We start from the raw sequence: 24201 nt of genomic DNA, 5'->3' as shown, positions 1-24201 counted from the left end.
GTACTTTTGTTAAGTTAAAAAAGTATTATGGTGATATTTTAAGGGTGGATCAAGCTGTTTTTCAGTCAGTTTTAAAAGAAAAAAGGAGTGTTGATCTTACCTGTAGCAAAGGTCCGGATAAAACTGTTCTTCAACTAATACCATCTGCTTCAAAAATAGGACAATTGGGACATTTTCTATTTTAAACTTTATTATATCAAAGTGAGTGAATGTGTTCGAATCTTATGCCTGATATTGTAACTTGCAGTTTTTAAATCTATGAGGAATGAAAAAGATAGGTAGTATAAGTATAATTGGTTTGGTTTTCGCATTGATAAACTGTCAATCAGTAAATTATAACAAAATGTTTTATGAAGGTGTACAGCCTGAGAAGGTTTCGGATCAATTCAGTTTTACAGAAGGCCCGTCTTCGGATCAACATGGAAATGTTTATTTCACTGATCAGCCCAACGACAAGATCTACTATTGGGACTGGAAAACCAATAAGATCATAGAGTTTTTAGGAAAAACAGGCCGAGCAAACGGGACTCATTTCGATAAGGATGGAAACCTTATAACATGTTCAGATGATCAGGGTGAAATCTGGAAAATCTCAAAAGATAAAAAAGTAGAGGTGATCCTGAAAGGTTTTCAGGGAAAAAGACTGAACGGACCTAACGATGTCTGGAATGATTCATCTGGTGGAATGTATTTTACGGATCCTTTGTATGAAAGGGATTACTGGGTAGATTTTAAACAGGAAATTCCTCATAAAAGCCTTTATTACCGGACCAAAGACGGGCAAACTATTAAGCTGGAAACCTTTGTGCAGCCCAACGGGATTGTAGGAAGTGAAATGTTTAAAAAGCTTTATGTTTCAGATATTGATGCCGGGAAAACCTACGTTTATGACATTCTTGGTGAAGGAAAGCTATCTGAAAAAAAGCTGTTCTGCGAAATGGGCTCAGACGGGATGACACTGGATAAGCATGGAAACCTTTATTTAACCGGTAAAGGAGTTCATATTTTCAATCGTCACGGGAAGAAACTTTATCATATTCCTATTGAAGAAGACTGGACTTCCAATGTAACTTTTGGAGGTGAAAATAATGATATCTTGTTTATCACGGCTTCAAAATCTGTTTATACGCTGCCAATTAAAGTCAAGGGAGTGAAATAGTGTCATTGCAAGGAGCATGGTGACAAATCTCTAATCATATCTGTACGGTTTGTAGGAGTTTTAAAGAAAGAATCCATTTCTGTAACTCTTTTTTGAGATTGCTTCACCTACGGTTCGCAATGACAGTGTAAAAAAATAAGAGAAGCCCAAATCAGGCTTCTCTTACTATATTTCTTAAGGCTTTATAATAGCTGAATGGCTAATACGCAACCTCCATTTTTACTTTTTTACCTTTCAGTTTTTCGGTGCTTAGTTTTCTCAGGACAGCAGCCACTTTATTTCTGGAAACCGCGACATAAGAAGTGGTGTCTTTTACTTCAATGATGCCAATATCCTCTTTCTGCAGTTCTCCTTTTTTAATAAGATAGCCTACGATATCCACTTTATTCACTTTATCCTTTTTTCCGGCACTGATATAAATGGTCTGGAAAGGAGTTTTCTCCGGAACTTTATTAAAACCGTTTACACTCTCTTCCGGTGTATTGTTTTTAATGAACGGGAAATTCTCATCTTCGGTCATGATCAGGTAAGCAAAACCTTTGGCATTCATTCTTGCTGTACGGCCGTTTCTGTGAATAAAAGCATCTTCCTTCGGAGGAAGCTGGTAATGTACAATAGATTCCACTTCCGGAACATCAAGGCCACGGGAAGCCAGGTCTGTAGTGATTAAAATCCTTGCAGAATCATTCCGGAATTTCAAAAGGGCACGCTCTCTTTCATCCTGCTCCATACCGCCATGGAAAGTTTCCCTGTCGATTCCTTTTTCCCTTAAAAGCTCTGAAATACGGTCTACAGCTTCACGGTGATTACAGAAGATCAGTGTTCTTTTATTTCCTATTTTGCATATCAGATTAAAAAGAGTATCCAGTTTTTCTTCGGAAATGGTCATTACTTTTCGTAACTGGATATCCGGCTTTACTTCGTTTAACTTAAGAAAGTCAATGATCTTTTCATTTTTTAATCCTGTAAACTTCGGAATTTCATCCATTGCCGTTGCTGAGGTTAAAATTCTTTGTGAAAGGCCTTTCAGTGAACCTGAAATATATTCCATATCTTCATGAAAGCCCAGTTCCAAAGCTTTGTCAAATTCATCCAGAACTAAAGTCTTGATTGTTTTAGGATCAAAATTGTTATTCCTTAAATGATAAGCGATCCTTCCCGGAGTGCCGATGAGAACTGCCGGAGCTTCAATTAAATTATTGACCTCAATTTTTTTATCATGCCCGCCGTAGCACACAGAAACTTTAAAATCTGTTCCCATTGATTTAAAAACCTGCTCAATCTGCAATGCCAGTTCTCTTGCCGGAACTAAAATCAATGCCTGAATTCCTGAAACATCCTTTTTAAGGTTTCGTAGGACAGGAAACAAAAAAGCAAGTGTTTTCCCTGAACCTGTAGGAGACAGTAACACAACATCCGTATTGTTTTCAGTAGTTTTATATGTAGATTTCTGCATCTGATTCATGTCCTGAATCTGCAGTTTTTGATAAATTGATTCTAATTCCATTCTGCAAAGATAATGAATTTAGAGGGCAAGTTTGAGTGGGGGAGTTTTGAGTTTCGGGATACGAGTATGAGAGTGAAAAGAGTTTTTAAAGTTAACTGCAGTGAGAGTTTAAAGAAATGGCTCAATAGCTTTCTAAGTCTAAACTTAAGCCCAGTCTAAATATGATATCCAGCATCTTGGTTCTTGAATCTATCTGGGCAACCTGCGCAACATCTCTTTCCCCCTTAATAAAGTCACGGGATAAGTTTCTTCAGCATTAGCTATGGACTTCTCATAAAACTCTTTCGCCAGACTTTTATTTCCTTGGGTGAAATTAATAAAACCAGATATTTCGTACATGAAATTACGGAGTTTGAGATCCTTTTCTTCTTTGGCTGACAGATATTTTAAAAGTTTTTCAGCGGAAGTGAGCCGGGTATCTTTATACTGTCTGATGTCATATCCGTTAGGCTTGCTGAACCAATAATACCACATGGCCCCATTATTATGTTCATTCCAGGAATATTTAATGAGCTGCAAAGCCACCTCTAACAAAGCCGGATCCAGGTTTTTATTTTTCGGATCTGCTTTCTGGCTTTCTGCAATATAACGGTCGATTGTGGTTTCTATACCTTTATCCTGTATTTCCTGAAAAATGGATTCTTTAAGATACAAGGAATGGTTTTTGGAAAAGTTTTCGTAGGCAAATGAAGATGGAAAATGATCAGCAAGATTTTCTATGCGGTGCCCTTTTTTAAGTTCAGATTTTAAGTCAATTTTATATGCATTAGTGTAATCATGAAAAAGATAGACATAAATAATTCCTTTTTTGAGATCACAGATAGTAGAATACAAAGTGTTTAATTCTCCTTCCTGATGGGTTTTGTCTAAGATATTTTTTAAAAAATCTATGTTATTTTCCTTAGAGCCGGAAAGCATTTCGTTGGCAATGTCGGGTCTTCTGCATGAAAGTTTTCCATTGATCATATTACAGTTTGAGTTGACCTGAAAATCGCCGGTTTTTTCTATGATACCTGTGGGAGTGATCACGATAGAATTACCGTCCCTGTCTGCTAATAAAGCTTTAGCAGATATTGCATAATCATATTGCTTAAGGATGACCATAGCCTCCTTTACCGTTTTGCATTTTCCTAATATTTCCCACATCAGATCACCTTTATGGGGGTTCTTAGGGATCAGTTTACTCAGGTCATAATTCGCTGCCGCAAAATCATAAAACAGGCCGTACTCATTCATCGCGGCGGCGGCCTGCATATCCGGAGCTCCGAAGCTGACGGACCCATAGCGGTCTTTTGTGGCAGGAGTATACCAGATTCTTGTAAAAGGGGTCGTATCATCTTCATTAGCTGCAGCAAAGGTTTCTCCGCCTCTCGAACAGGAAAAAATAGTACATGCTTTTACAGTATTGATACTGTATGAAAGTAAAGCGATTAAAACTAAAAGAAATGTTTTTTGCATAGCTTGTTTATTGGTTAACGACTTTGAGGTATACAAAGCCCTTCTATTAAAACACTTCAGAAAATGAATGTATTACATTTGATTTAAATTCCTCCTGATTTCTAATAACAAAGAGAAAAGAAGACATTGTTAATGTTAAAAAATTTTGTATCTTTGCACCCACTTTTTGTGTGAAAGGTTTGAAAGGTAAATTATTAAAAATTAATTACTTCCGTATTTTTTAGATCCACATTTATTCAAACCATTAAAAAAGAAGGAATACAAATTTTATTAGAAAATGTCAAAAGAGACAAATTCAGCAGAGGTTTTATTAAACCAAAACGTAGCACCGGAACAATTTGATTGGGATTCATTCGAATCAGGTCTAGACGCAGATGCGAGAAAAGAAAAAAGCGATTTAGAAGAAATCTATAACGGATCTCTTAGCAGCTTGAATGATAACGACGTTATCACTGGTAAAGTTGTGAGATTAACGGATAAAGAAGCTATCGTTGATATCGATTTCAAATCTGAAGGTGTTATTTCTCTTAACGAATTCCGTTACAACCCAGGCCTTAAAGTAGGTGATGATGTTGAAGTAATGGTAGACAGAAGAGAAGACAAAACTGGACAGTTACAGTTATCTCACAGAAAAGCAAGAACGCTTAAAGCTTGGGATAGAGTAAACGAGCTTCACGAAACTGGAGAAATCGTTAACGGTTTTGTTAAGTCTAGAACTAAAGGAGGTATGATCGTTGACGTACACGGAATCGAAGCATTCTTACCAGGTTCTCAGATTGATGTTAAGCCAATCAAAGATTACGATCAGTTCGTAGGTAAAACTATGGAGTTCAAAGTTGTGAAAATCAACCCTGAGTTCAAAAACGTAGTTGTATCTCACAAAGCATTGATCGAAGCAGATATCGAAGGTCAGAAAAAAGAAATCATCGCTCAGCTTGAAAAAGGTCAGGTTCTTGAAGGTACTGTTAAGAATATTACTTCTTACGGTGTATTCATCGACTTAGGAGGTGTTGATGGATTGATCCACATTACAGACCTTTCTTGGTCTAGAGTGAACCACCCATCTGAAATCCTAGAAGACGGACAGACTGTAAAAGTTGTTATCCTTGATTTTGATGACGAGAAAACAAGAATCCAGTTAGGTATGAAGCAATTAGAAGCTCATCCTTGGGATGCTCTTTCTGCTGACATGAAAGTTGGTGATAAAGTAAAAGGAAAAGTAGTAGTTCTTGCTGACTATGGTGCATTCGTAGAAATTGCTCCAGGTGTAGAAGGATTAATCCACGTTTCTGAAATGTCTTGGTCTACTCACTTAAGATCTGCAGGAGACTTCGTGAAGGTAGGTGATGAAGTAGAAGCTGAAGTATTAACACTAGACAGAGAAGAAAGAAAAATTTCTCTTGGTATCAAGCAGTTATCTAAAGATCCATGGGAAAATATCGAAGCTAAGTATCCGGTAGGATCTCAGCATGTAGGAACTGTAAGAAACTTTACTAACTTTGGTGTATTCGTAGAGTTAGAAGAAGGTATCGACGGATTAATCTATATCTCTGATCTTTCTTGGACTAAGAAAATCAAGCACCCATCTGAATTCTGTGCAGTTGGTGATAAATTAAACGTTATCGTTCTTGAATTAGACATCCAGGCTAGAAGATTATCTTTAGGTCACAAGCAGTTAACTGAAAACCCTTGGGATAAATTCGAAACTAAATATGCTGAAGGTACTATCCACGCTGGTAAAGCTGTAGAAGTTCACGATAAAGGAGCTTCTGTACAGTTCGAAGATGTTGAAGTAGAAGCTTTCTGCCCGTCAAGATTATTAGAGAAAGAAGATGGATCTAAAATCAAGAAAGGTGAAGATGCTCAGTTCAAAGTAATCGAATTCAACAAGGAATTCAAAAGAGTAGTAGTTTCTCATACTGGAATCTTCAGAGACGAAGAGAAGAAAAATATGAAAGACTCTGCTTCTAGAAACGTATCTTCTTCTTCAAACAACGAAGAAAGATCAACTCTTGGAGATATCGATGCATTAGCAGAATTGAAAAGAAAAATGGAAGAAGGTAAATAATCCTTGAACCCCATTGATAATATGAAGCCGCTCATTTGAGCGGCTTTTTTGTTATAATTTAGATTTTTTTTCTCCCAATTTAATTTGAATCTCTGATAAGTGCAGCTTTTATAAGAAGGTTTACTATAGCTAATTGTGAAAATGATAAAAGCTTGTTGTTGATAAGTTTTTTTGATATAATATTTATTTTTTTTGAAATAGTTTGTAAAAAATATATTAATTGTGAATTATTTGTAAATTAGCGGCTTTATTAGTAAAAATGAAAAAAATAACTCTACCTCTTTTGTTTGCTGCATTCGCAGTGTTTCCTTCTACTTTATTTTCGCAAGATAACGAGAAGCTGGTTAAAGATTATATTTCTCAAAATAAGATCAGGGAATATAAAAAGAATGACCTTACCAATTTCATCATTGATAATATTGATCATTCAAAATCAATGAATGGAGAAGTTGTGAAATTCTTACAGACCTATCATGGCCTTCCGGTATACAATTCTGTGGGAACAGCTCTGGTTCAGAATAATAAGATTGTTTATTATACAGATAATTTTGTAAAGGATTATACTTCATCTGCATCAGTCAATGCTGTAATCAATAAGAATACAGCACTTCACAAAATTGCTGAAGAATTAAAGAATCCTGACATTGCCAATTTTACAATCCTTGAATATCTTGAGAAAAGTAATAAACGGGCAACATCAGCAAATCAGAGATTGGTTTATACAAATGACGAAAATGGTAACTTACGTCTGGCCTACGAGTATACTCTGGCAGAACCTAAATCTTCAAATTATTGGAACATTTTAGTGGATGCAAATGATGGAAAGATATTATTGAAAAATAATCTGACTTTATCATGTAATTTCCACCCTGAAACATTTGCATCTGATACAAATCATAACCATGCTGATCATTTTGAGAATATGCTTATCGGTCCTCAGAATAATATAGCACAAAACAACGCTCCTTTATTTGCTCCTGATAATGCATCATATAATGTATTTCCTATGCCGATAGAAGCACCTACTTTTGGGACGAGATCAGTCATCAGTAATCCCTGGATACTGAATGCCTCTCCTGAAGGATGGCATTCTGATGGAACTACACATTATACGGTTACAAGAGGAAATAATGTTTTTGCATATGAAGATGTTGCAGGAACTGCACTAACGATAGCTCCCGATTATTTACCGGGAACTCCGGCAGAAGGTGGGGCAACAAGAAATTTTAATTTCTCTTTTAATATTAATGATCTGCCCGTAAACAACAGGAATACTTCAATTACTAATTTATTTTATCTAAACAATAGAATTCATGATATTTTCTATCAGTTTGGATTTACAGAATCTGCAAGAAACTTTCAGCAGAATAATTTTGGAAAAGGAGGAGAAGATGATGACTCTGTGTATGCTGAAGCACAGGATGGAGGAGGTACAAACAATGCCAACTTCTCTTCACCTCAGGATGGGTATAACCCAAGAATGCAGATGTATCTTTGGTCACCTGTAGGAAGAGTATTTTTTTACAATGCACCGGGAGCAGCTGTTTCCCGTACACCAGGAGCGGGAACCGCACAGTTTGGTAATCCGCTTACTGTAAACGGAACAACTGGAAATGTTAAACTCTCACCGGTTTTGGACGGTTGTACAGCCTTACCAGCGGGATCACTAGCAGGAAATATAGGCTTGGTGGAAAGAGGAACATGTGCTTTTGCCATTAAGACAAAAAACCTTCAGGATGCCGGTGCCATTGCTGCTGTGATCTATAATAATCAGGCTAATGGTGCTACTTTGAGCAATATGTCAGGAACAGATGCAACGATTACTATTCCATCTGTACTTATTACTTATTCAGAAGGAGAATACATTAAAACTCAGCTTTCCGCAAATACAACGGTAAATGTTACATTAAAAGCGAACATGACACCGGATGGAAGTTTTGATAACGGAATTGTTACTCATGAATACGGTCATGGAATTTCCAACAGAATGACAGGTACAGGGTATGGATGCTTAAATTCAAATGTAAGTAAAGAGCAAATGGGAGAAGGCTGGTCGGATTTCTTTGCATTGATGCTGACAAACAAGGCTGGTGATAATGCAGGTGTGGCCAGAGGTATGGGAACCTATGTAGGTGGCCAGGCAATTACGGGTTCTGGAATCAGGCCTGCTAAATATTCACCGGATTTTGCGGTCAACAATTATACCTACGGAAGAACAAATGGTATGGAATATACGAACCAAAATGGCAATATCGTACCGGATGTACATTCTATTGGGTTTATCTGGGCAACGATGCTTTGGGATCTTCATTGGAAATATGTTGCAAAATATGGCTATTCTTCAGACGTACTGGCCAATACAACAAACGGAAGCTCAAGAGTCTTACAGCTCGTTACGAATGCGCTGAAACTCCAGGCGTGTAATCCTAGCTTCATTGAAGGTAGAGATGCTCTGTTAGCAGCAGAACAAGTAGCCACCCAGGGACAGGATAAATGTATGATCTGGCAGGTTTTTGCAAAAAGAGGTTTAGGTACCGGAGCATCAGCAGGGCTTAAGGCCAACATCAATGATCAGGTGGAAAGTTTTGCCCTGCCGGCTGAGTGTGCTGTGTTGGGTACCGATGAGGTAAAATCGGCAAAGGAAAACAAGATTTCTATCTATCCAAATCCTGCTAAAGACGAATTTTATATCAGTTTCCCAAGCAGTACTATTGGGAAAGTAAGTCTGGAAATTTATGATATGTCCGGAAAATTGGTGTCTTCAGAAGATAAAATTTCACCGGATGCCAAAAAGGCGGTTTCTACAAATAACTTAGCCAATGGAACTTATATGATAAAAGTTAAAGGTCTTGGTTTCGAAGCATCTTCTAAAGTAATCGTTAAGAAATAATTTATATTTTAGTTATAAGGATCGCCGCAAGCTCTGCTTGCGGCGATTTTATTTATCTATCATCCTGACGTTCCCGGTAATTTCCATTATTATATTGTAACTTTGCGGGCTGTTAAAAAAATTATGAAGAAGAAAAATATACTCAAGGGAGTTTTGTTTGTAGGTATTGGGGCTAGTATATACGGAATGCTGGCAACATTTGTTAAAATGGCTTATCATGATGGCTATACCACTTCAGAAGTCACTACTTCCCAGTTCTTGTTGGGTTTGATCGGGCTTTTGATCCTGAATTTTATACAAACCATCACATCAAAACAGAAGCTTTCATCGCCAAGTTCCAAAGAAGTGAAGATGCTGATGATTGCAGGAACATCTTTAGGATGTACAAGTTTATTCTATTATATTGCAGTTCAGTATATTAATGTTTCCATAGCAATTGTGCTGCTTATGCAGTCAGTCTGGTTCAGTGTTGTTGTGGAAAGTATCATAGCAAAGAAATTGCCCAATGCCAGAAAAGTAATTTCTGTAATCATTGTCCTGGCAGGTACTATACTGGCTACCAATCTGATTAATATGGATATTGAGCTCGACTGGCACGGGATCTTCTGGGGCTTAATGGCGGCTGCCTCTTATACAATGACCATGTTTACATCCAATACGCTGGCTACACATCTTCCTGTATTCAGGAAAAGCATCATTATGCTTTGCGGAGGGGCAGTCGTAGTGATTGCATTCCTGTTTTTGGCTCAGATCGGGCCTATGTATTTTGACGGATTAAAATCATTATACCTTAATTTCACGGAAAATACAGAACACATCCATTCATTTAATTATTCCATATTCTGGACATACGGATTTGTACTCGCTTTATTTGGCACCATTGTTCCGCCAATCTTATTCAACATTGGTTTTCCAAATGCAGGCCTTGGGCTGGGAAGCATTGTTTCGTCACTTGAGCTACCGGTTTCAGTAACTATGGCTTTCGTTCTACTGGGTGAAAAAGTCTTACTGATACAATGGGTGGGAATTACCCTTATCCTTTTTGCTATTGTACTGATGAACCTTCCTTCCAGAAATGAAGTAAAGTCTGTAGAGTTCTCTTAAAAATTAAATAAAAAAATAATAGTCAGAAACCGTTTCTTTTGAAGCGGTTTTTTTAATTTTAATACTTTAAATAAAGTTTCCTATGAAATATTTCAGAAAGGTAGCGGCGGTTATCATGTTGTCTGCAGTACCGGTTTTTATGTTTTCGCAGATAAAACCCTTAGATGCGATGCTGTCTGAGTATCAATATCCTTACGAGGTTCATTTTATAGATTTAAAGTCTCAGAATAATAATCTTAAAATGGCTTATATGGATGTACAGCCCAAGAAGCCTAATGGAAAAACGATCTTGCTTCTCCATGGAAAGAATTTTAACGGAGCTTATTGGGAAAAGACGGCTAAAGATCTTTCAGATAAAGGCTTCAGAGTGGTTATTCCGGACCAGATAGGATTCGGGAAATCTTCTAAGCCTCAAAGTTATCAGTTTTCTTTTTCACAGCTGGCCGAAAATACAAAAGCCATATTGGATAAACTGGAGATCGATAAAACAATAGTGCTGGGACACTCCATGGGAGGAATGGTTGCGGTAAGATTCACCCTGCTTTATCCTGAAAAGGTTCAGAAGCTGATTCTGGAAAATCCCATAGGTTTGGAAGATTATAAGACCTTCGCAGCTTACCAAACCATAGATCAGGCATACCAGTCCGAACTTAAAAATACGGCTGAAACTTATAAGGCTTATCAATTGAAATTCTATTACGATAATAAATGGAAGGATGAATACCAACCGTGGCTTGACCTGATAGCCGGCTGGACATTACACAAAGATTATCCGCAGGTAGCCTGGGATGCTGCTCTGACTTCTGATATGATTTACAATCAGCCCGTTTGTTATGAATTTAAAAATATCAAAACACCTACATTGCTTATTATCGGAACAAGGGATAGAACGGCAATAGGAAAAGACAGGGCGCCTAAAGATCTTCAGCCCAAAATGGGACAGTATCAGGAACTGGGTAAAAAGACACAACAGGAAATTGCTGGCTCAAAATTAGTGGAACTTGAAAATGTAGGACATCTTCCGCATATAGAAGTTTATCCTAAGTTTTTTAGTGCTTTATATGAGTTTATTAAGTGAGGTTGAAGTAAAGTGATTAATATTAAGTTGTGCTTTATTGATTATTAGGTAACTTATAACTGACATAGAAAGCTGTGGCGTTAAAAAATTCCCACTGTCTGGGTGCGGACGAAATATTGAACCGAAAAAACAATGCTAAAATCCGCACGAGTTTTGGGAATTTTAGGAGTAAGTTTTAATTTTTAGCGAAAGATTCCAGTCTTGAATTTTTGGTTCATTTTGTTTCAAGACAAAAGAACTAATTGAACAATAATTTAATTGTAAAAAGGCTTTTAAAGTAGCAAAATAAAAAGAGACTACCTGAATAGATAGTCTCTTTTTGTATGTATTGTTGTCTGAATTACTTTTTCTTGTAAGCAGCATCCTTGATTCTAGCTTTTTTACCTCTAAGGTCTCTGAAGTAATAAATTCTAGATCTTCTAACTCTACCTCTTCTATCAACTTCAATTTTCTGAAGTGCAGGCATGTTGATAGGGAATACTCTTTCTACACCTACATCACCACTCATTTTTCTGATTGTGAATGTTTTTGTAGCGCCAGTACCTCTTAATTGGATAACGGTACCTTTGAAGAACTGAGTTCTTGTCTTTTGTCCTTCTTTAATTTCGTAATACACAGTAATTGTGTCTCCTGCTTTGAATTCAGGGAAATCTTTTTTAGTAATGTACTGGTCTTGTACGTACTTTAATAAATCCATTATTAATAAAATAAAATGTTAAAGCTAAGCAACTTACACGTTCTTCGTCAGAGGTTGAATAACAGGTCGCAAAGATACAAAATACTTTTTGATTCTACCAAATAATTAATGTATTAAAAACTATAATTTTTTCACTCCCAATATGCCTTAAAATTAACAGTTCCTTTAAATTCCCAACAGGCACAGTTTATATAAGAAACCTACTTTTGCCCGAAATTAAAAAATCAGCTCATTATTTTTTTAATGAACTGGTTTACAAATCGAAATAAATCCATACAAAAGTAAACTATCTATGAAACATTATTTCTTCTTTTTCTGTTTTGCCGTCCAGATGGCATTCGGACAGACGCTGTTTCCTTATCTTCAGAATCCGGCACCGAATTCTATGATCGTCAACTGGAAAACGGCTTCCAATAACGAAACAACTGTGATCTACGGAACGTCACCCACCAGCCTGAATGTGACGGTTACCGGAACAACCAATATTTTTTCTGATACAGGCTATAACAACAACTATTATTATCACACGGCAAAGATCGCCGGACTGCAGCCCAATACCAAATACTATTATAAAATAAAGACCGGGACCACAGAATCTGCGGTTTATAATTTCAGAACGCTTCCTCTACCGGGACAGGCTGCTACTGCCGACGGGAAAATACGCTTCCTTATCATGGGGGACAATCAGATCAAGGCGGAACCGAGGTATGATACCCTTACCCTGAATGCCTTCAAAAAACTAAAACAGAAATTTGGGGCCAATTCCGACCCTTCTGACAATATTGCGCTTACGTTTATGGTGGGGGACCAGGTGGATGTAGGAACGCTGGATCATTATGAAAATGTACATTTTAAAAAGAATATTAAATTATCTCCCTATCTTCCTATTCAAACAACGGTAGGAAACCATGAGACTTACGGAACTCTTGGGATGAATTCTTATTATGCCCATTTCTACATCGACGAAATTAAATATAAAAATATTTCATCAGGAAACGAGAACTATTATGCACAACAGGCTGGAAACGTTCTGTTTGTAAGTTTAAGTTCTGAACATACAGGGACCGCACAGCAGACCTGGCTTTCCCAGATCCTGAATGAAGCAAACGGTGATCCTACGGTAGACTGGATCATTTCTTTAAGCCATAGGCCTTATCAAGCCGAGCAGTATGTAGGGGATATTTCTACATGGGTGAGAAATAATGCAGTGCCGTTGCTGACGACTTCCAGTAAATATTTAATGCACGTTGGAGCCCACCATCATTTATATCACAGAGGGCAGCTGAAAGATACCCCGAATTACCAGATTATTTCAGGAGGTACTGCGTGGGATCAGTATTGGGGAATGTCTAATGAGCAGGATTTTGATGATGTACAGAAAACACTGACAGACTGGACTTACCAGATCGTGGAAGTAGATGTAGTGACCGGAAAAGTAGATATAGAATGCTACTCAATTGGGGGTGTCTACAACAAGAAGCAAAACGAATTGGTAGATACTTTCCATAGATATAAAAATCAGCCGAAACCTTCAAAACCATCTATTACAAATACTTTTTCGACATCAGTTATGCTACCTTTGACTCTTAACGGAAGCGCTTTTGCATCATCTAATGGAGAATTACTGAATACCACACAGTTTCTAATCAGTAAAGCATCAAATTTCTCAGTGATTGAAAAAGAATTTTACCGTGATTATGAGAACTGGTTCGGAAAAGACGGCAACGGAACACCGGATAAAACGAAAAACTTAAATGCCGGACTTGATATTACAAAAGCAACCATTCCTGCCAACTCTATTTCAAACGGAATATATTATGTAAAAGTCCGTTACAGGGACAGAAACCTGGAATGGAGCGACTGGAGTGAGGTGAAACAGTTTGAGGTGACCGGAAGCGTGGTTTCCAACCCTACATTTACATTAGATAAAACCGAATATGCACAGAATGAGCCTATTACAGCTACTTATACTGGAGGGCCTGGAAACCAGCAGGACTGGGTGGGAATTTATAAGAAAGGACAAACTCCGGCAACAACGACTTCCCAGAGTTTTCTTTATACAAACGGACAGACGGCAGGCACAGCTGTTTTCCCTAATGGTCTTGCCAACAAAGGACAGTATTTCGCTGGCTTCTTTGCCAATGGAGGTTATACTGAAATCACTGGTAGGAAAAGCTTTTATGTAGGCCCGAAAGTACAGCTTCAGGCTACAGCGGATACCTATCCTGTAGGTGGAACGGTTGTTATTAATTACAGCAACGGACCGAATCTGGTGAAAGACTGGATCGGGATTTATAAGATGGGACAGACACCGGGAACGAATACGTCTATTAAATGGAGCTATGTATCAACCCCCGCCGGAACATTGAACTTTACAGGCCTTCCGAAAGGATATTATTATGCCCAGTATCTGCTTGAAGACGGGTATACGGGAATCGGAGATAAAGTATTCTTTAAAGTAGGGGATATTGTTACAGAATTATGGATCAACAAACCTGTTTATACATTAGGTGAAAATATTACAGCTTCATGGACGGATTCTCCGGGAATTATCAAAGACTGGCTGGGAATCTACCCTCAGAGTGTTCAGACTCCGGATGATAATTTTGTTTCTTATACTTACTTTGATGGAATTACCCAGGGAACAAAAACCATTCAGGGAACGGCACTTCCTACAACACCCGGGAATTACTATATGGTGATGTTTACAAATGACTCTTATACAGAAGTTTCAAACAGAAAACAATTCCAGGTGACCTCCGGAACACTGGGAACCGATGAAGTGAAAAGCACAGAGAAAAATGTAGTTATATATCCAAATCCAACGAAACCGGGTGAGCCTACATTCATCAAGAGTGATTATCCGATTGAGAAAATTGAGCTGTTATCGGCATCAGGACAGTTATTGTATGAATCCAAAAACATCAACAACCAACGTTTCTCTCTGGTGAATGAAAATCTTCCGAAAGGCGTATACTTCGTAAAAGTTCACACTAGAAAATTATTTACTTTAAAACTTGTAATACAGTAATATGTTAACAATATATTAGAAAGAAGCGGGAAATAACTTTCCCGCTTCTTTATGATACAAACTGAAACAGTAAAATAAAATGACAATGAGCATCTCTTTTACTTTTAATTAAGATCAATAAAAATAAAAACCGGCCATTTCAAACAGTCGGTTTTTTCATTAAAATTTGGAGAATATTTTTTAAAAATTATACAGAAGATCATCTTCCTGAATGGTTGTACTCAAAACGTTATAAATATTCTGATCTTCAACCTCTGCAAGGATTTTTGAGTCCTGGATAAGCTTTCCTTCAGGATTATAAACTTTTAATAGGATCCACTTTCCGCTGCGCTCCATTTCTTTTAATCCGGATTCTGTCTTATATTTAATTTTTCCACTCTGAAGTATCCCGTCTTTTACAGCAGCTTTATTGCCTGCTTTCCCCTTTACGTACTGTATGATCTGAGCAGTGAAGCCTTCCGTTTTTTCCAAAGGCTGTGCATAGGTGTAAACTAAACTGCCATTATCATCATAAACCGTGGCATCATATCCGTTCTGCTTTGCATTCAGTTTTTTCTCATATCTTATCTTTTCATCTTCCCTGAAAGACTTTGAAAGAACCAGAGCACCGTCTTTATACTGCTGTTCACTAAGTTCTTCATACAAAGTACCGCTGTAAGGTATATCATCTTTATAGGTTAAAATACCTTTCTGTCTTCCGTCCGGATGATAGTATCTGATTTCCTGTACCAGGTCATCCTTTAGCGTTTTTTCAGATGATAACTTTCCATTGTCATCAAAATATTTACTCAGAATAATAGAACCGTTTTTATAAACATCGATGGCAGAAAATCCTGTAAATTCATAATTGAACTGATAATCTTCACCGTCCTGAGGCTTGTAGTAATCAGATTCCTTATCGTAAGAATAGATTAGATTTCCTATTTTCTTACCGGTTTCATCATAGGTAATCTTATAGCCGTCTTTTTTATTTTTTTTCTCTTCCTGCAGGATCTTTCCGTTTTTGGAATATATAATGCCTTCTTTTACCGTTCCGTCACTTTTATATTTCTCAATTTTGGATACCCTCATGGGATTATAATAATATTCCACCAAGACATTGTCGTCAGAGCTGCCTCCTTTATTTATACCAATTTGTTTTCCTTTGTCACCGTAATACTTAGTTTCGTATTTTCCGTTACTGTCGACAGTTGTCTCATAGCGGATTCCTTTGATATCTTCATCATAAATAACAGTCTTAAAGTTGTCAGCGCTTTCATAGGTCGTAATGCTGTTATAGAAAAGTGCATTCTCAGGATCTTTATAGATATAGACTTTTCCTTTAAACGTGCCGTCTTCCTTATAAACCAGATCGTCCAAAGGTCTTCCCTTCTCATCAAATGTCTGGGATGGCCCTGTCTGCTTTCCACCCGAAAATGTTCCTGTATTTAATACTTTACCTTCCGGGGTGTACCAGGTCACTTTGCCCTCATAAACTTCGCTGCCTGGTGTGGCATCCGAAGCAAGACCTTCCATCTGAAGTTTTCCGTTTTTATAAAAATCTTTGATTAAAATAAGCTTTCCTTTATTCTCTGTTTCCCTGTAAAATTCCATTTTATCCTGAGTGGTTTTCTCCCAGTTTTCGTCAAAATAGATCTTCTCCTGCGCACCTACACTGATGCTGAGAATCAAAGCAAGAATGGCTGACGTAAATAATTTTTTCATGTTTTTTATTAAAGTTTAAATGATGTTTTGTGATTGAAATATAATAAGAATCGGAATGTTCATAATACTCGAAAATACGGAACAAGAAGTCCGCTTCAGAAAATTTTTATTTTAACGAATTTATTTTAGGGTATCTTTTAGTAGAATGAATGATATTCTATATTGTCAGTTTTACCATGTCAAATATAAATTAATTTACTGAAAAATAAAGAAAATTTAAAATATAATGCCTCCGTGAAATCACGGAAATTTTCCTTCCTTTGCTTTGAGTGTTCTTTGAAAACAAGATTAATTTCTGCCTTAGGATATATGATAAAATTTATTAAATTTAACGGACAGAAAATCTAGTATTTCATGATAGATAAAAGAGTAAAAAATGCAAAAGAAGCCATCAGCGGAATTGAGGATGGAATGACCTTGATGTTGGGCGGGTTTGGTCTGTGCGGGATCCCTGAAAACTCCATAAGTGCCTTGGTAGAGAGCGATGTAAAAGACTTAACCTGTATTTCAAACAATGCCGGTGTGGATGATTTCGGATTAGGACTGCTGCTGCACAAAAGACAGATTACCAAAATGGTCTCTTCTTATGTAGGAGAAAATGCAGAGTTCGAAAGACAGATGCTTTCAGGAGAATTGGAGGTTGAGCTTACACCTCAGGGAACTTTGGCAGAAAAATGCAGAGCGGCCCAGGCTGGAATTCCTGCTTTTTATACCCCTGCAGGTTACGGAACGGAGATTGCAGAAGGTAAAGAAGTCAAAGATTTTGACGGAAAGCCTCACATTCTGGAACACGCATACAAAGCAGACTATTCCATCGTAAAAGCCTGGAAAGGAGACCATGTCGGAAACCTTATCTTTAAAGGCTCTGCAAGGAATTTTAACCATCCTATGGCTGGGGCAGCAAAAATTACCATCGCAGAAGTAGAAGAGCTGGTAGAACCGGGAACATTAGATCCTAATGAGATCCATATTCCGGGGATTATGATCCAGAGAATCTTCCAGGGTGAAAAATTTGAAAAGAGAATAGAGCAGAGAACAGTCCGAACAAAGGAATAAGGCATCTTATTTTTTTGTGGTTACAATATTAATAAAACAAAAGCGCTGGAAATATTCTCAGCGCTTTGTTTATGTTATGCTTCCGGTGAAATGAGCATTTTTCTTTCCCCGATCTGCTGTCGCCACATAGCATAATACAATCCCTTTTCAGCAATTAAATTATCGTGAGATCCCATTTCAATTACCTGTCCGCGTTCCAGTACGTAGATTCGGTCTGCATGCATAATCGTGCTTAAACGGTGGGCGATAAGAACCGTAATTTGTTCCTTTTCTTTTGAAATGTCTTTTATGGTAGACGTAATTTCTTCTTCCGTAATACTGTCCAAAGCAGAAGTTGCTTCATCAAAGATCAATAAATGAGGTTTTCTTAAAAGCGCTCTTGCAATCGCAATTCTTTGTTTTTCTCCGCCGCTCAGCTTCAGTCCGCCTTCACCGATAACGGTTTCGATGCCCTTTTCTGCTCTTTCCAATAATGCTGTACAGCTCGATTTCTGCAAAGCAACCTCCAGCTCAGATTCTGTAGCGTTAGGATTTACAAAAAGAAGGTTTTCTTTAATGGTTCCTGCAAAAAGCTGCGTATCCTGAGTAACAAAACCAATCTGATTTCTCAGCTCATCAAAATCAAATTCTTTTCCATTGATGCTGTTGTAAAAAATATTTCCTTCCTGAGGTCTGTACAGTCCAACCAGCAATTTTACCAATGTACTTTTCCCTGAACCGCTCGGCCCCACAAAAGCAATGGTCTCTCCATTTTTAACATCAAAAGATATATTATTTAAAGCTTTATACTGAGCCGACTGATGTTTAAAAGAGACATGTTTAAATTCCAGCTCTTCAATAGCACCGATCTGTTTCGGATGGAGTGGCTTTTCTTCCACCTCTTTTTTCATTAAATTATCAAAATTGAAAAGAGAAGCCTCAGCCTCACGGTAAGAAATAATGATGTTCCCGATCTCCTGCATCGGTCCGAAAATAAAGAAACCATAAAACATGAGAGATAAATACTGTCCCGGAGTCACAATATTCTTAAAAATTAATAACAGAAGAGTCATGGTGATCAGCTGCTGAAGAAAATTGACCATTGTTCCCTGAATGAAGCTTAAAGAACGGATGCTTTTCACCTTTCTGAGCTCAAGTCCAAGAATCTTGTAGGTATTGTTATTTAAACGGATCACTTCCTGGTTCGTTAAGCCTAAACTTTTAACAATTTCTATATTTCTTAAGCTTTCTGTAGTACTTCCCGCTAAAGCAGTGGTTTCCGAAACAATATTCTTCTGAATGCTTTTAATTCTTTTACTCAGTAAATTAGTAATGAATGCAATCAGGAAAATTCCGCAAATGTAAACAGGCATGATCGACCAGTGCAAACGGATCGCATATACAGAAACGAAAATGATACTCACTAAAATTCCAAAGAAAATATTAATAAAGCTGGTGATGAACTTTACAGTATCTTCCCTTACTTTCGTTAAAATAGACAGGGTTTCACCACTTCTCTGATCCTCAAATTCCTGATAAGGCAGTGCCATTGAGTGCTTTAAACCGTCTGTAAAGATTTTTGCGCCAAACTTTTGAGTAATCACGCTTACTGCATAATCCTGAAAAGCTTTGGCAATTCTACTGACCATCGCTGTTCCGATGAGTAGCCCTAAAAAATAGAACACACCATGATAAATTCCGTCTCCGTATAAATATTGGTTCAGATTTCTGGGTAAAAGTTTTTCCTTATCAAAAAAATTGGGATGTGTTACCAGCTGATCCAGGATATTCCCTGTAATGGCCGGAGCAAATAAAGAAAAAACCTGATTAATGGTTGCCAATAGCAAAGAAAGGACAATCAACCACTGGTAAGGCTTGAGGTATCTTAAAAGTATTTTCATTTTAATAAATAATGTTGCAAAATTAGAGATATTATTTTGACTTATGATATTAATAATTTTGAATAACAAAGACCTTTTGTATTCAAGTGAAAAGAATTAAATTGCAGTCTAAGTTTTTATTATGCTTACAAAAGAACAAATTGCTAAAAGGATTTCAAAAGAACTGAAAGACCGTTATTATGTAAACCTGGGAATCGGAATCCCTACATTGGTGGCTAACTATGTTCCGAATGGTATTTCCGTAGAATTTCAGAGTGAAAACGGAGTTCTAGGAATGGGGCCTTTCCCCTTCGAAGGCGAAGAAGATGCTGATATCATCAATGCCGGAAAACAGACCATCACCATTCTTCCCGGAGGTTCATTTTTTGATTCAGCCTTTAGTTTTGGGATGATTCGGGGCCAGAAAGTAGATCTTACTATCCTCGGAGCGATGGAGGTTTCAGAAAACGGAGATATTGCCAACTGGAAAATCCCCGGAAAAATGGTAAAAGGAATGGGGGGAGCAATGGACCTTGTTGCTTCTGCAGAAAATATTATCGTTGCTATGATGCATGTGAACAAAGCAGGAGAAAGCAAAATCCTGAAAAAATGCAGTCTTCCGCTCACAGGCGTTAACTGTGTAAAAAGAGTAGTGACCGAACTGGCTGTACTGGACGTGACTCCAGCCGGATTCAAACTGGTGGAAAGGGCTCCGGGTGTTTCTGTGGAGCACATCGTAAAATCTACAGAAGCAGATCTGATCATTGAAGGTGAAATTCCTGAAATGCAATTCTAAATAAAACAAAAACCTTGTCAACAACAAGGTTTTTTTATTCATTTACCCGGCGATTTTTCTCACTTTAAATTTAAAGAATTGTAAATGTTCTCAAAAAATGTTTATGGAAATGCTACTCAATTGACATAGGAAAATGTAGTGTTAAAAAAATAAATCCTGTGAACGTTAAGAAAATTCTATTGTTTGAAGCGCGAGACAAATTTTGAACTGAAGAACAAATAATGATTCGCGCAAGTTTTAGAATTTTTAGAGATCAGGATTTATTTTTAGCGGAAGTTTCCAGGTCTTGAACTTTTGTTTCTTTTGTTTCAAGACAAAAGAAAGAATATAAATTATCAGAAGATTTTTTCTCTCGTAGATTTAGCAGATAGCGTAGATTTTTTGTTTTATGACAAAAGAAAAACTGCTTCAAATGAAACAGTTTTTATGCTTTAAAATTATCTTAGAATAAAATTCAACAACCAGATTATAAAACTAAGTTCTAACTTCTAGCCTCTAATTTCTAAATTATTTCCCATCCTGCGCCCCAAAAACTTTCTGTAAAATAGAAGTTGTTCTCATCGCCGGTGTATTTCTGATCCCGCTTTCTTTGTCTGCCACCATTTTAAATACTCCATTAATTGTTTCTGTCGTCACATATTCGTTAAGGTCAGTCGTTACAGATTGTCCTGTAAAAGTATTGTACTTTGAAATCAGGTTTTTCCATACCGTATCTGCGCCCACTTTACCCAGTGAAGCCTTTACCTTTGGCTGGAAAGCTGTGAATAACTGACTTTGGGTTTTGGTCTGTAAATAATTGGTTGCCGCATTATCACTGCTTAATAAAATATTTTTAGCATCCGTGATCGTCATTGATGTAATGGCTTTGGTGAAAATAGGAGCGGCTTCGGTTACCGCATCCTCAGCGGCCCTGTTTAATAATTTTACCCCTTCATCTGCAAGGCTTCCCATTCCCAGGGAGCGCAGCGTGGTATCAATCTTTCTTAATTTTTCAGGCATTAAAATCTTTACCGCTTCATTCTTTAAGAATCCGTCTGTTAAAGCTAGTTTTTTTACACCGTCAGTTACTCCAAGGCTTAATGCTTCTTTTAATCCTGAAGAAATCTGCGTTGAGGTTAAATTTCCCAGATTAACAGGAGAAGCTTGAGTTGTAGCAGTTGTTGTGGTATTAGTTGTAGCAGTGGTTGTAGAACTTTTAGGTTTTGAGGGATTATCAAGATCAACGCCTGTTTTGTTTTTAACGGTAGATTTAATGATATCTAAGAGCTGTGCCTGTGAAGAAACTGAAAATAATAAGGCAGCCGCGAATAAAATGTTTTTTCTCATTGTATCTTTTTTTGCAAATTTAGATGTTTTATTATTTAATAAGTTAAATAGCCAAAGAGTTTTGGAAAATAATTATATTAGCTAAAACCTTAATCATACCTAAATGCGACGTTTTCTTTTTATGTTTTCTGCTATTTTTTCCACAGTTTTTCATGCTCAAAAGAAGCCTGATTTGATCCCTTACCCTCAAAGTGTTATCATGCAGAAAGGTAAGTTTGTTATTCCTGAAACGCTGATACTGAATGACAAACTTCCAAAAGAAGAAACTGAGTATTTCAAAAAACGTCTTGGTTCCCAGGTTAAATTTCAAAACAGCAATAAAATAGAGGGAACTCATCTGGTATATGTTCCAATGCCACAGCCCAAAAATCCTGAAGGAAATAAAGAAAAATATCTTATTGACATTTCCCCAAAAGAGATTTTTATAACTGCTTATACAGATCAGGGCTATTTTCTGGCACTTCAGACCCTGATACAATTATTTGAAGAATATAAAGAATACAAAGCTATTCCTGCTATGGAAATCAATGACTATCCCAAATTTGCATGGAGGGGAATGCATCTGGATGTCTGCCGCCATTTCTTCAATGTTGATGAGGTAAAACAGTATATTGATTATTTAGCCATGTACAAGCTGAATACCTTCCACTGGCACCTTACAGACGATCAGGGCTGGAGAATTGAAATTAAAAAATATCCGAAACTGACAGACATCGGTTCAAAACGTAAAGAATCAATGGTTGGAGCTTATGTAGACAATACATTTGATGGAAAACCTTACGGACCTTATTTCTATACACAGGAGCAGATTAAAGAGGTCGTTAAATATGCCGAACAGAGACATATTACCGTAGTGCCGGAAATTGAAATGCCGGGCCACGCCCTAGCGGCCTTATCAGCATATCCGGAACTTGCCTGCACAAAAGGACCGTTTGAATCTGCAACAAAGTGGGGTGTTTTTGACGATGTTTTCTGTCCAAAAGAAGAAACGTTTATGTTCCTGGAAAATGTTCTTGACGAAGTCATTGCATTATTTCCGTCCAAGTACATTCACATCGGAGGTGATGAATGCCCGAAAACAAGATGGAAAGAATGTGCCCACTGCCAGGAATTGATAAAAAAGAACAACCTGAAAGACGAACATGGCCTGCAAAGCTATTTCATCCGCAGAATTGAAAAATATGTGAACAGCAAAGGCAGAAAGATTATCGGCTGGGATGAAATTCTCGAAGGAGGTTTAGCCCCAAACGCCGCTGTTATGAGCTGGACAGGTGTAAATGGTGGGATAGAAGCTGCAAAATCCGGCCATTTTGCAGTGATGACACCAGGTGCTTATTGCTATTTCGATCACTACCAGGGAGATCCGCAATCAGAGCCTAATGCTTTCGGAGGATTTACCCCTTTGGATAAAGTCTATTCCTATAATCCCATTCCTGCAGAGCTGAATACAGAGCAGGCTAAATATATTTTAGGTGTTCAGGCTAATTTATGGACAGAATATATTACCGATTTTAAGCAGGTGCAGTACATGATATTTCCAAGACTGATGGCTCTTTCCGAAGTGGGATGGGGAACAGCAGACCCTAAGAACTATAAAGAATTTGAAAACAGGGTGATCAGCCAGTTCAAAGTTCTCGACAAAATGAAGGTTAATTATGCAAAAAGTATTTACAATATCTCCGGAAAAGTGCTTCCTGCCAATAATGGTATTTCTTACGAACTTACAGTGTCACAAAATCCAAAAGGAATCCGGTATACTACAGACGGAACAGAACCCTCTATCAATTCACAGGTTTATCAGGCACCTATTGCCGTTTCAAAATCTCTAACCGTTAAATCTGCTTATTTTGAGGATGGAAAACTGAAAAGCGCAGTTTCTACACAGGAATTTATAATTTCTAAAACAACAGGAAAAAAAATTATACTGGAACAGCAGCCAAGCGAAAACTATTCTTTTGGCGGAGCTTTTACCCTCGTAGACGGCATTATCGGAAATACAAGACAGCTGGGAAAAACATGGCTGGGCTTCCAGGGAAAAGATGTCGTTGCAACCATCGATCTTGGCCAGAAAACTGCGTTTTCAGAAATTTATTTTAATACCCTGGACAATAAAGGAAGCTGGATCCATCTTGCAAAATCTGCACAGATCTTTGTTTCCGATGACGGTAAGAATTTTGAAATAATCAAAGAAATAGGAAAAGACGAAATCCAAAGCTCAAAAGGAAAAATAAAGCTCAAGGTTGGAAATCAGAGCTCAAGATATATCAAACTTAAAATAGAAAATGCTGGAATTATTCCTGCTGGAAATCCCGGAGCAGATTCAAAAGCGTGGCTGTTTGTTGATGAAATTGGAGCAAATTAGCCCAAAGCCCAGATCTATATGAAATAATATCCGATGCTGTTTTGATACATCAATGATAACATTGATCCTGAAAAAAAATAAAAGGCCATAGTGTATATTCTATGGT

15 protein-coding genes are annotated in these 24201 nt (G+C 37.4%); 9 read left to right on the top strand and 6 right to left on the bottom strand.

Annotated elements, in window-relative coordinates:
* Nucleotides 1-265: 265 nt before the first annotated feature.
* Nucleotides 266-1159, top strand: coding sequence for an SMP-30/gluconolactonase/LRE family protein (locus tag J2T03_RS06860; protein ID WP_306844678.1), 894 nt, complete (start codon nucleotides 266-268; stop codon nucleotides 1157-1159).
* A 199-nt stretch (nucleotides 1160-1358) separates the two neighbouring features.
* On the opposite strand, the gene J2T03_RS06855 is transcribed toward J2T03_RS06860, so the two are convergent.
* Complete coding sequence (locus tag J2T03_RS06855) at nucleotides 1359-2666, bottom strand: DEAD/DEAH box helicase (protein WP_307210231.1); 1308 nt, start codon at nucleotides 2664-2666, stop codon at nucleotides 1359-1361.
* Between the two features lie 189 nt (nucleotides 2667-2855).
* Nucleotides 2856-4124, bottom strand: coding sequence for a hypothetical protein (locus tag J2T03_RS06850; RefSeq protein ID WP_307210229.1), 1269 nt, complete (start codon nucleotides 4122-4124; stop codon nucleotides 2856-2858).
* Between the two features lie 277 nt (nucleotides 4125-4401).
* Here J2T03_RS06850 and rpsA point away from each other — a divergent pair, with 277 nt between their 5' ends.
* The 4 genes from rpsA (at nucleotide 4402) to J2T03_RS06830 (ending at nucleotide 11264) form a co-directional block, all read left to right on the top strand.
* Nucleotides 4402-6192, top strand: coding sequence for a 30S ribosomal protein S1 (gene rpsA, locus J2T03_RS06845; protein ID WP_116012919.1), 1791 nt, complete (start codon nucleotides 4402-4404; stop codon nucleotides 6190-6192).
* Nucleotides 6193-6451: 259 nt separating this feature from the next.
* The gene (locus tag J2T03_RS06840; RefSeq protein ID WP_307210227.1) at nucleotides 6452-9082 is read left to right on the top strand and encodes a T9SS-dependent M36 family metallopeptidase; all 2631 of its coding nucleotides are present in this window, start codon (nucleotides 6452-6454) and stop codon (nucleotides 9080-9082) included.
* Between the two features lie 123 nt (nucleotides 9083-9205).
* Nucleotides 9206-10186 carry an EamA family transporter gene (locus J2T03_RS06835; protein WP_306844687.1) on the top strand — a complete coding sequence of 327 codons (981 nt, stop codon included), beginning with the start codon at nucleotides 9206-9208 and terminating at the stop codon, nucleotides 10184-10186.
* A gap of 82 nt (nucleotides 10187-10268) precedes the next feature.
* Nucleotides 10269-11264 carry an alpha/beta fold hydrolase gene (locus J2T03_RS06830; protein WP_307210225.1) on the top strand — a complete coding sequence of 332 codons (996 nt, stop codon included), beginning with the start codon at nucleotides 10269-10271 and terminating at the stop codon, nucleotides 11262-11264.
* A gap of 340 nt (nucleotides 11265-11604) precedes the next feature.
* On the opposite strand, the gene rplS is transcribed toward J2T03_RS06830, so the two are convergent.
* Nucleotides 11605-11961 carry a 50S ribosomal protein L19 gene (rplS, locus tag J2T03_RS06825; RefSeq protein WP_034704964.1) on the bottom strand — a complete coding sequence of 119 codons (357 nt, stop codon included), beginning with the start codon at nucleotides 11959-11961 and terminating at the stop codon, nucleotides 11605-11607.
* A 292-nt stretch (nucleotides 11962-12253) separates the two neighbouring features.
* On the opposite strand from rplS, the gene J2T03_RS06820 reads away from it, so the two are divergent.
* A complete protein-coding gene (locus J2T03_RS06820; RefSeq protein ID WP_307210223.1) occupies nucleotides 12254-14992 on the top strand; it encodes a fibronectin type III domain-containing protein in 2739 nt (912 codons plus the stop codon).
* A 180-nt stretch (nucleotides 14993-15172) separates the two neighbouring features.
* Here J2T03_RS06820 and J2T03_RS06815 read toward each other — a convergent pair whose 3' ends face one another.
* Nucleotides 15173-16696 carry a membrane-binding protein gene (locus tag J2T03_RS06815; RefSeq protein ID WP_307210221.1) on the bottom strand — a complete coding sequence of 508 codons (1524 nt, stop codon included), beginning with the start codon at nucleotides 16694-16696 and terminating at the stop codon, nucleotides 15173-15175.
* A gap of 354 nt (nucleotides 16697-17050) precedes the next feature.
* Here J2T03_RS06815 and J2T03_RS06810 point away from each other — a divergent pair, with 354 nt between their 5' ends.
* Nucleotides 17051-17752 (top strand): CoA transferase subunit A, encoded by a 702-nt coding sequence (locus J2T03_RS06810; protein ID WP_306844698.1) that lies wholly within the window; start codon nucleotides 17051-17053, stop codon nucleotides 17750-17752.
* 74 nt (nucleotides 17753-17826) lie between these two features.
* Here the strand turns inward: J2T03_RS06810 and J2T03_RS06805 are convergent, their stop codons facing one another.
* Nucleotides 17827-19632 (bottom strand): ABC transporter ATP-binding protein, encoded by a 1806-nt coding sequence (locus J2T03_RS06805; protein ID WP_306844699.1) that lies wholly within the window; start codon nucleotides 19630-19632, stop codon nucleotides 17827-17829.
* A gap of 121 nt (nucleotides 19633-19753) precedes the next feature.
* Here J2T03_RS06805 and J2T03_RS06800 point away from each other — a divergent pair, with 121 nt between their 5' ends.
* Nucleotides 19754-20407, top strand: a complete 654-nt coding sequence (locus J2T03_RS06800) for a CoA transferase subunit B (RefSeq protein WP_307210219.1) — start codon at nucleotides 19754-19756, stop codon at nucleotides 20405-20407.
* Between the two features lie 507 nt (nucleotides 20408-20914).
* Here J2T03_RS06800 and J2T03_RS06795 read toward each other — a convergent pair.
* A complete protein-coding gene (locus J2T03_RS06795) occupies nucleotides 20915-21733 on the bottom strand; it encodes a DUF4197 domain-containing protein (protein ID WP_306844703.1) in 819 nt (272 codons plus the stop codon).
* A gap of 103 nt (nucleotides 21734-21836) precedes the next feature.
* On the opposite strand from J2T03_RS06795, the gene J2T03_RS06790 reads away from it, so the two are divergent.
* Complete coding sequence (locus tag J2T03_RS06790; RefSeq protein WP_307210218.1) at nucleotides 21837-24095, top strand: glycoside hydrolase family 20 protein; 2259 nt, start codon at nucleotides 21837-21839, stop codon at nucleotides 24093-24095.
* Nucleotides 24096-24201: the final 106 nt, after the last annotated feature.

Source organism: Chryseobacterium lathyri, assembly GCF_030812195.1.
In the GTDB taxonomy this organism is placed as follows: domain Bacteria; phylum Bacteroidota; class Bacteroidia; order Flavobacteriales; family Weeksellaceae; genus Chryseobacterium; species Chryseobacterium lathyri_A.
Note: the sequence above shows the minus strand (reverse complement) of the source record. Positions and strands in the feature narration are given on the sequence as shown.

Excerpts from the sequence above, each read along its gene's own strand:
- J2T03_RS06860 (WP_306844678.1), top strand. The coding sequence starts at position 266 with ATGAAAAAGATAGGTAGTATAAGTATAATTGGTTTGGTTTTCGCATTG.
- J2T03_RS06855 (WP_307210231.1), bottom strand. The coding sequence starts at position 2,666 with ATGGAATTAGAATCAATTTATCAAAAACTGCAGATTCAGGACATGAAT.
- J2T03_RS06850 (WP_307210229.1), bottom strand. The coding sequence starts at position 4,124 with ATGCAAAAAACATTTCTTTTAGTTTTAATCGCTTTACTTTCATACAGT.
- rpsA (WP_116012919.1), top strand. The coding sequence starts at position 4,402 with ATGTCAAAAGAGACAAATTCAGCAGAGGTTTTATTAAACCAAAACGTA.
- J2T03_RS06840 (WP_307210227.1), top strand. The coding sequence starts at position 6,452 with ATGAAAAAAATAACTCTACCTCTTTTGTTTGCTGCATTCGCAGTGTTT.
- J2T03_RS06835 (WP_306844687.1), top strand. The coding sequence starts at position 9,206 with ATGAAGAAGAAAAATATACTCAAGGGAGTTTTGTTTGTAGGTATTGGG.
- J2T03_RS06830 (WP_307210225.1), top strand. The coding sequence starts at position 10,269 with ATGAAATATTTCAGAAAGGTAGCGGCGGTTATCATGTTGTCTGCAGTA.
- rplS (WP_034704964.1), bottom strand. The coding sequence starts at position 11,961 with ATGGATTTATTAAAGTACGTACAAGACCAGTACATTACTAAAAAAGAT.
- J2T03_RS06820 (WP_307210223.1), top strand. The coding sequence starts at position 12,254 with ATGAAACATTATTTCTTCTTTTTCTGTTTTGCCGTCCAGATGGCATTC.
- J2T03_RS06815 (WP_307210221.1), bottom strand. The coding sequence starts at position 16,696 with ATGAAAAAATTATTTACGTCAGCCATTCTTGCTTTGATTCTCAGCATC.
- J2T03_RS06810 (WP_306844698.1), top strand. The coding sequence starts at position 17,051 with ATGATAGATAAAAGAGTAAAAAATGCAAAAGAAGCCATCAGCGGAATT.
- J2T03_RS06805 (WP_306844699.1), bottom strand. The coding sequence starts at position 19,632 with ATGAAAATACTTTTAAGATACCTCAAGCCTTACCAGTGGTTGATTGTC.
- J2T03_RS06800 (WP_307210219.1), top strand. The coding sequence starts at position 19,754 with ATGCTTACAAAAGAACAAATTGCTAAAAGGATTTCAAAAGAACTGAAA.
- J2T03_RS06795 (WP_306844703.1), bottom strand. The coding sequence starts at position 21,733 with ATGAGAAAAAACATTTTATTCGCGGCTGCCTTATTATTTTCAGTTTCT.
- J2T03_RS06790 (WP_307210218.1), top strand. The coding sequence starts at position 21,837 with ATGCGACGTTTTCTTTTTATGTTTTCTGCTATTTTTTCCACAGTTTTT.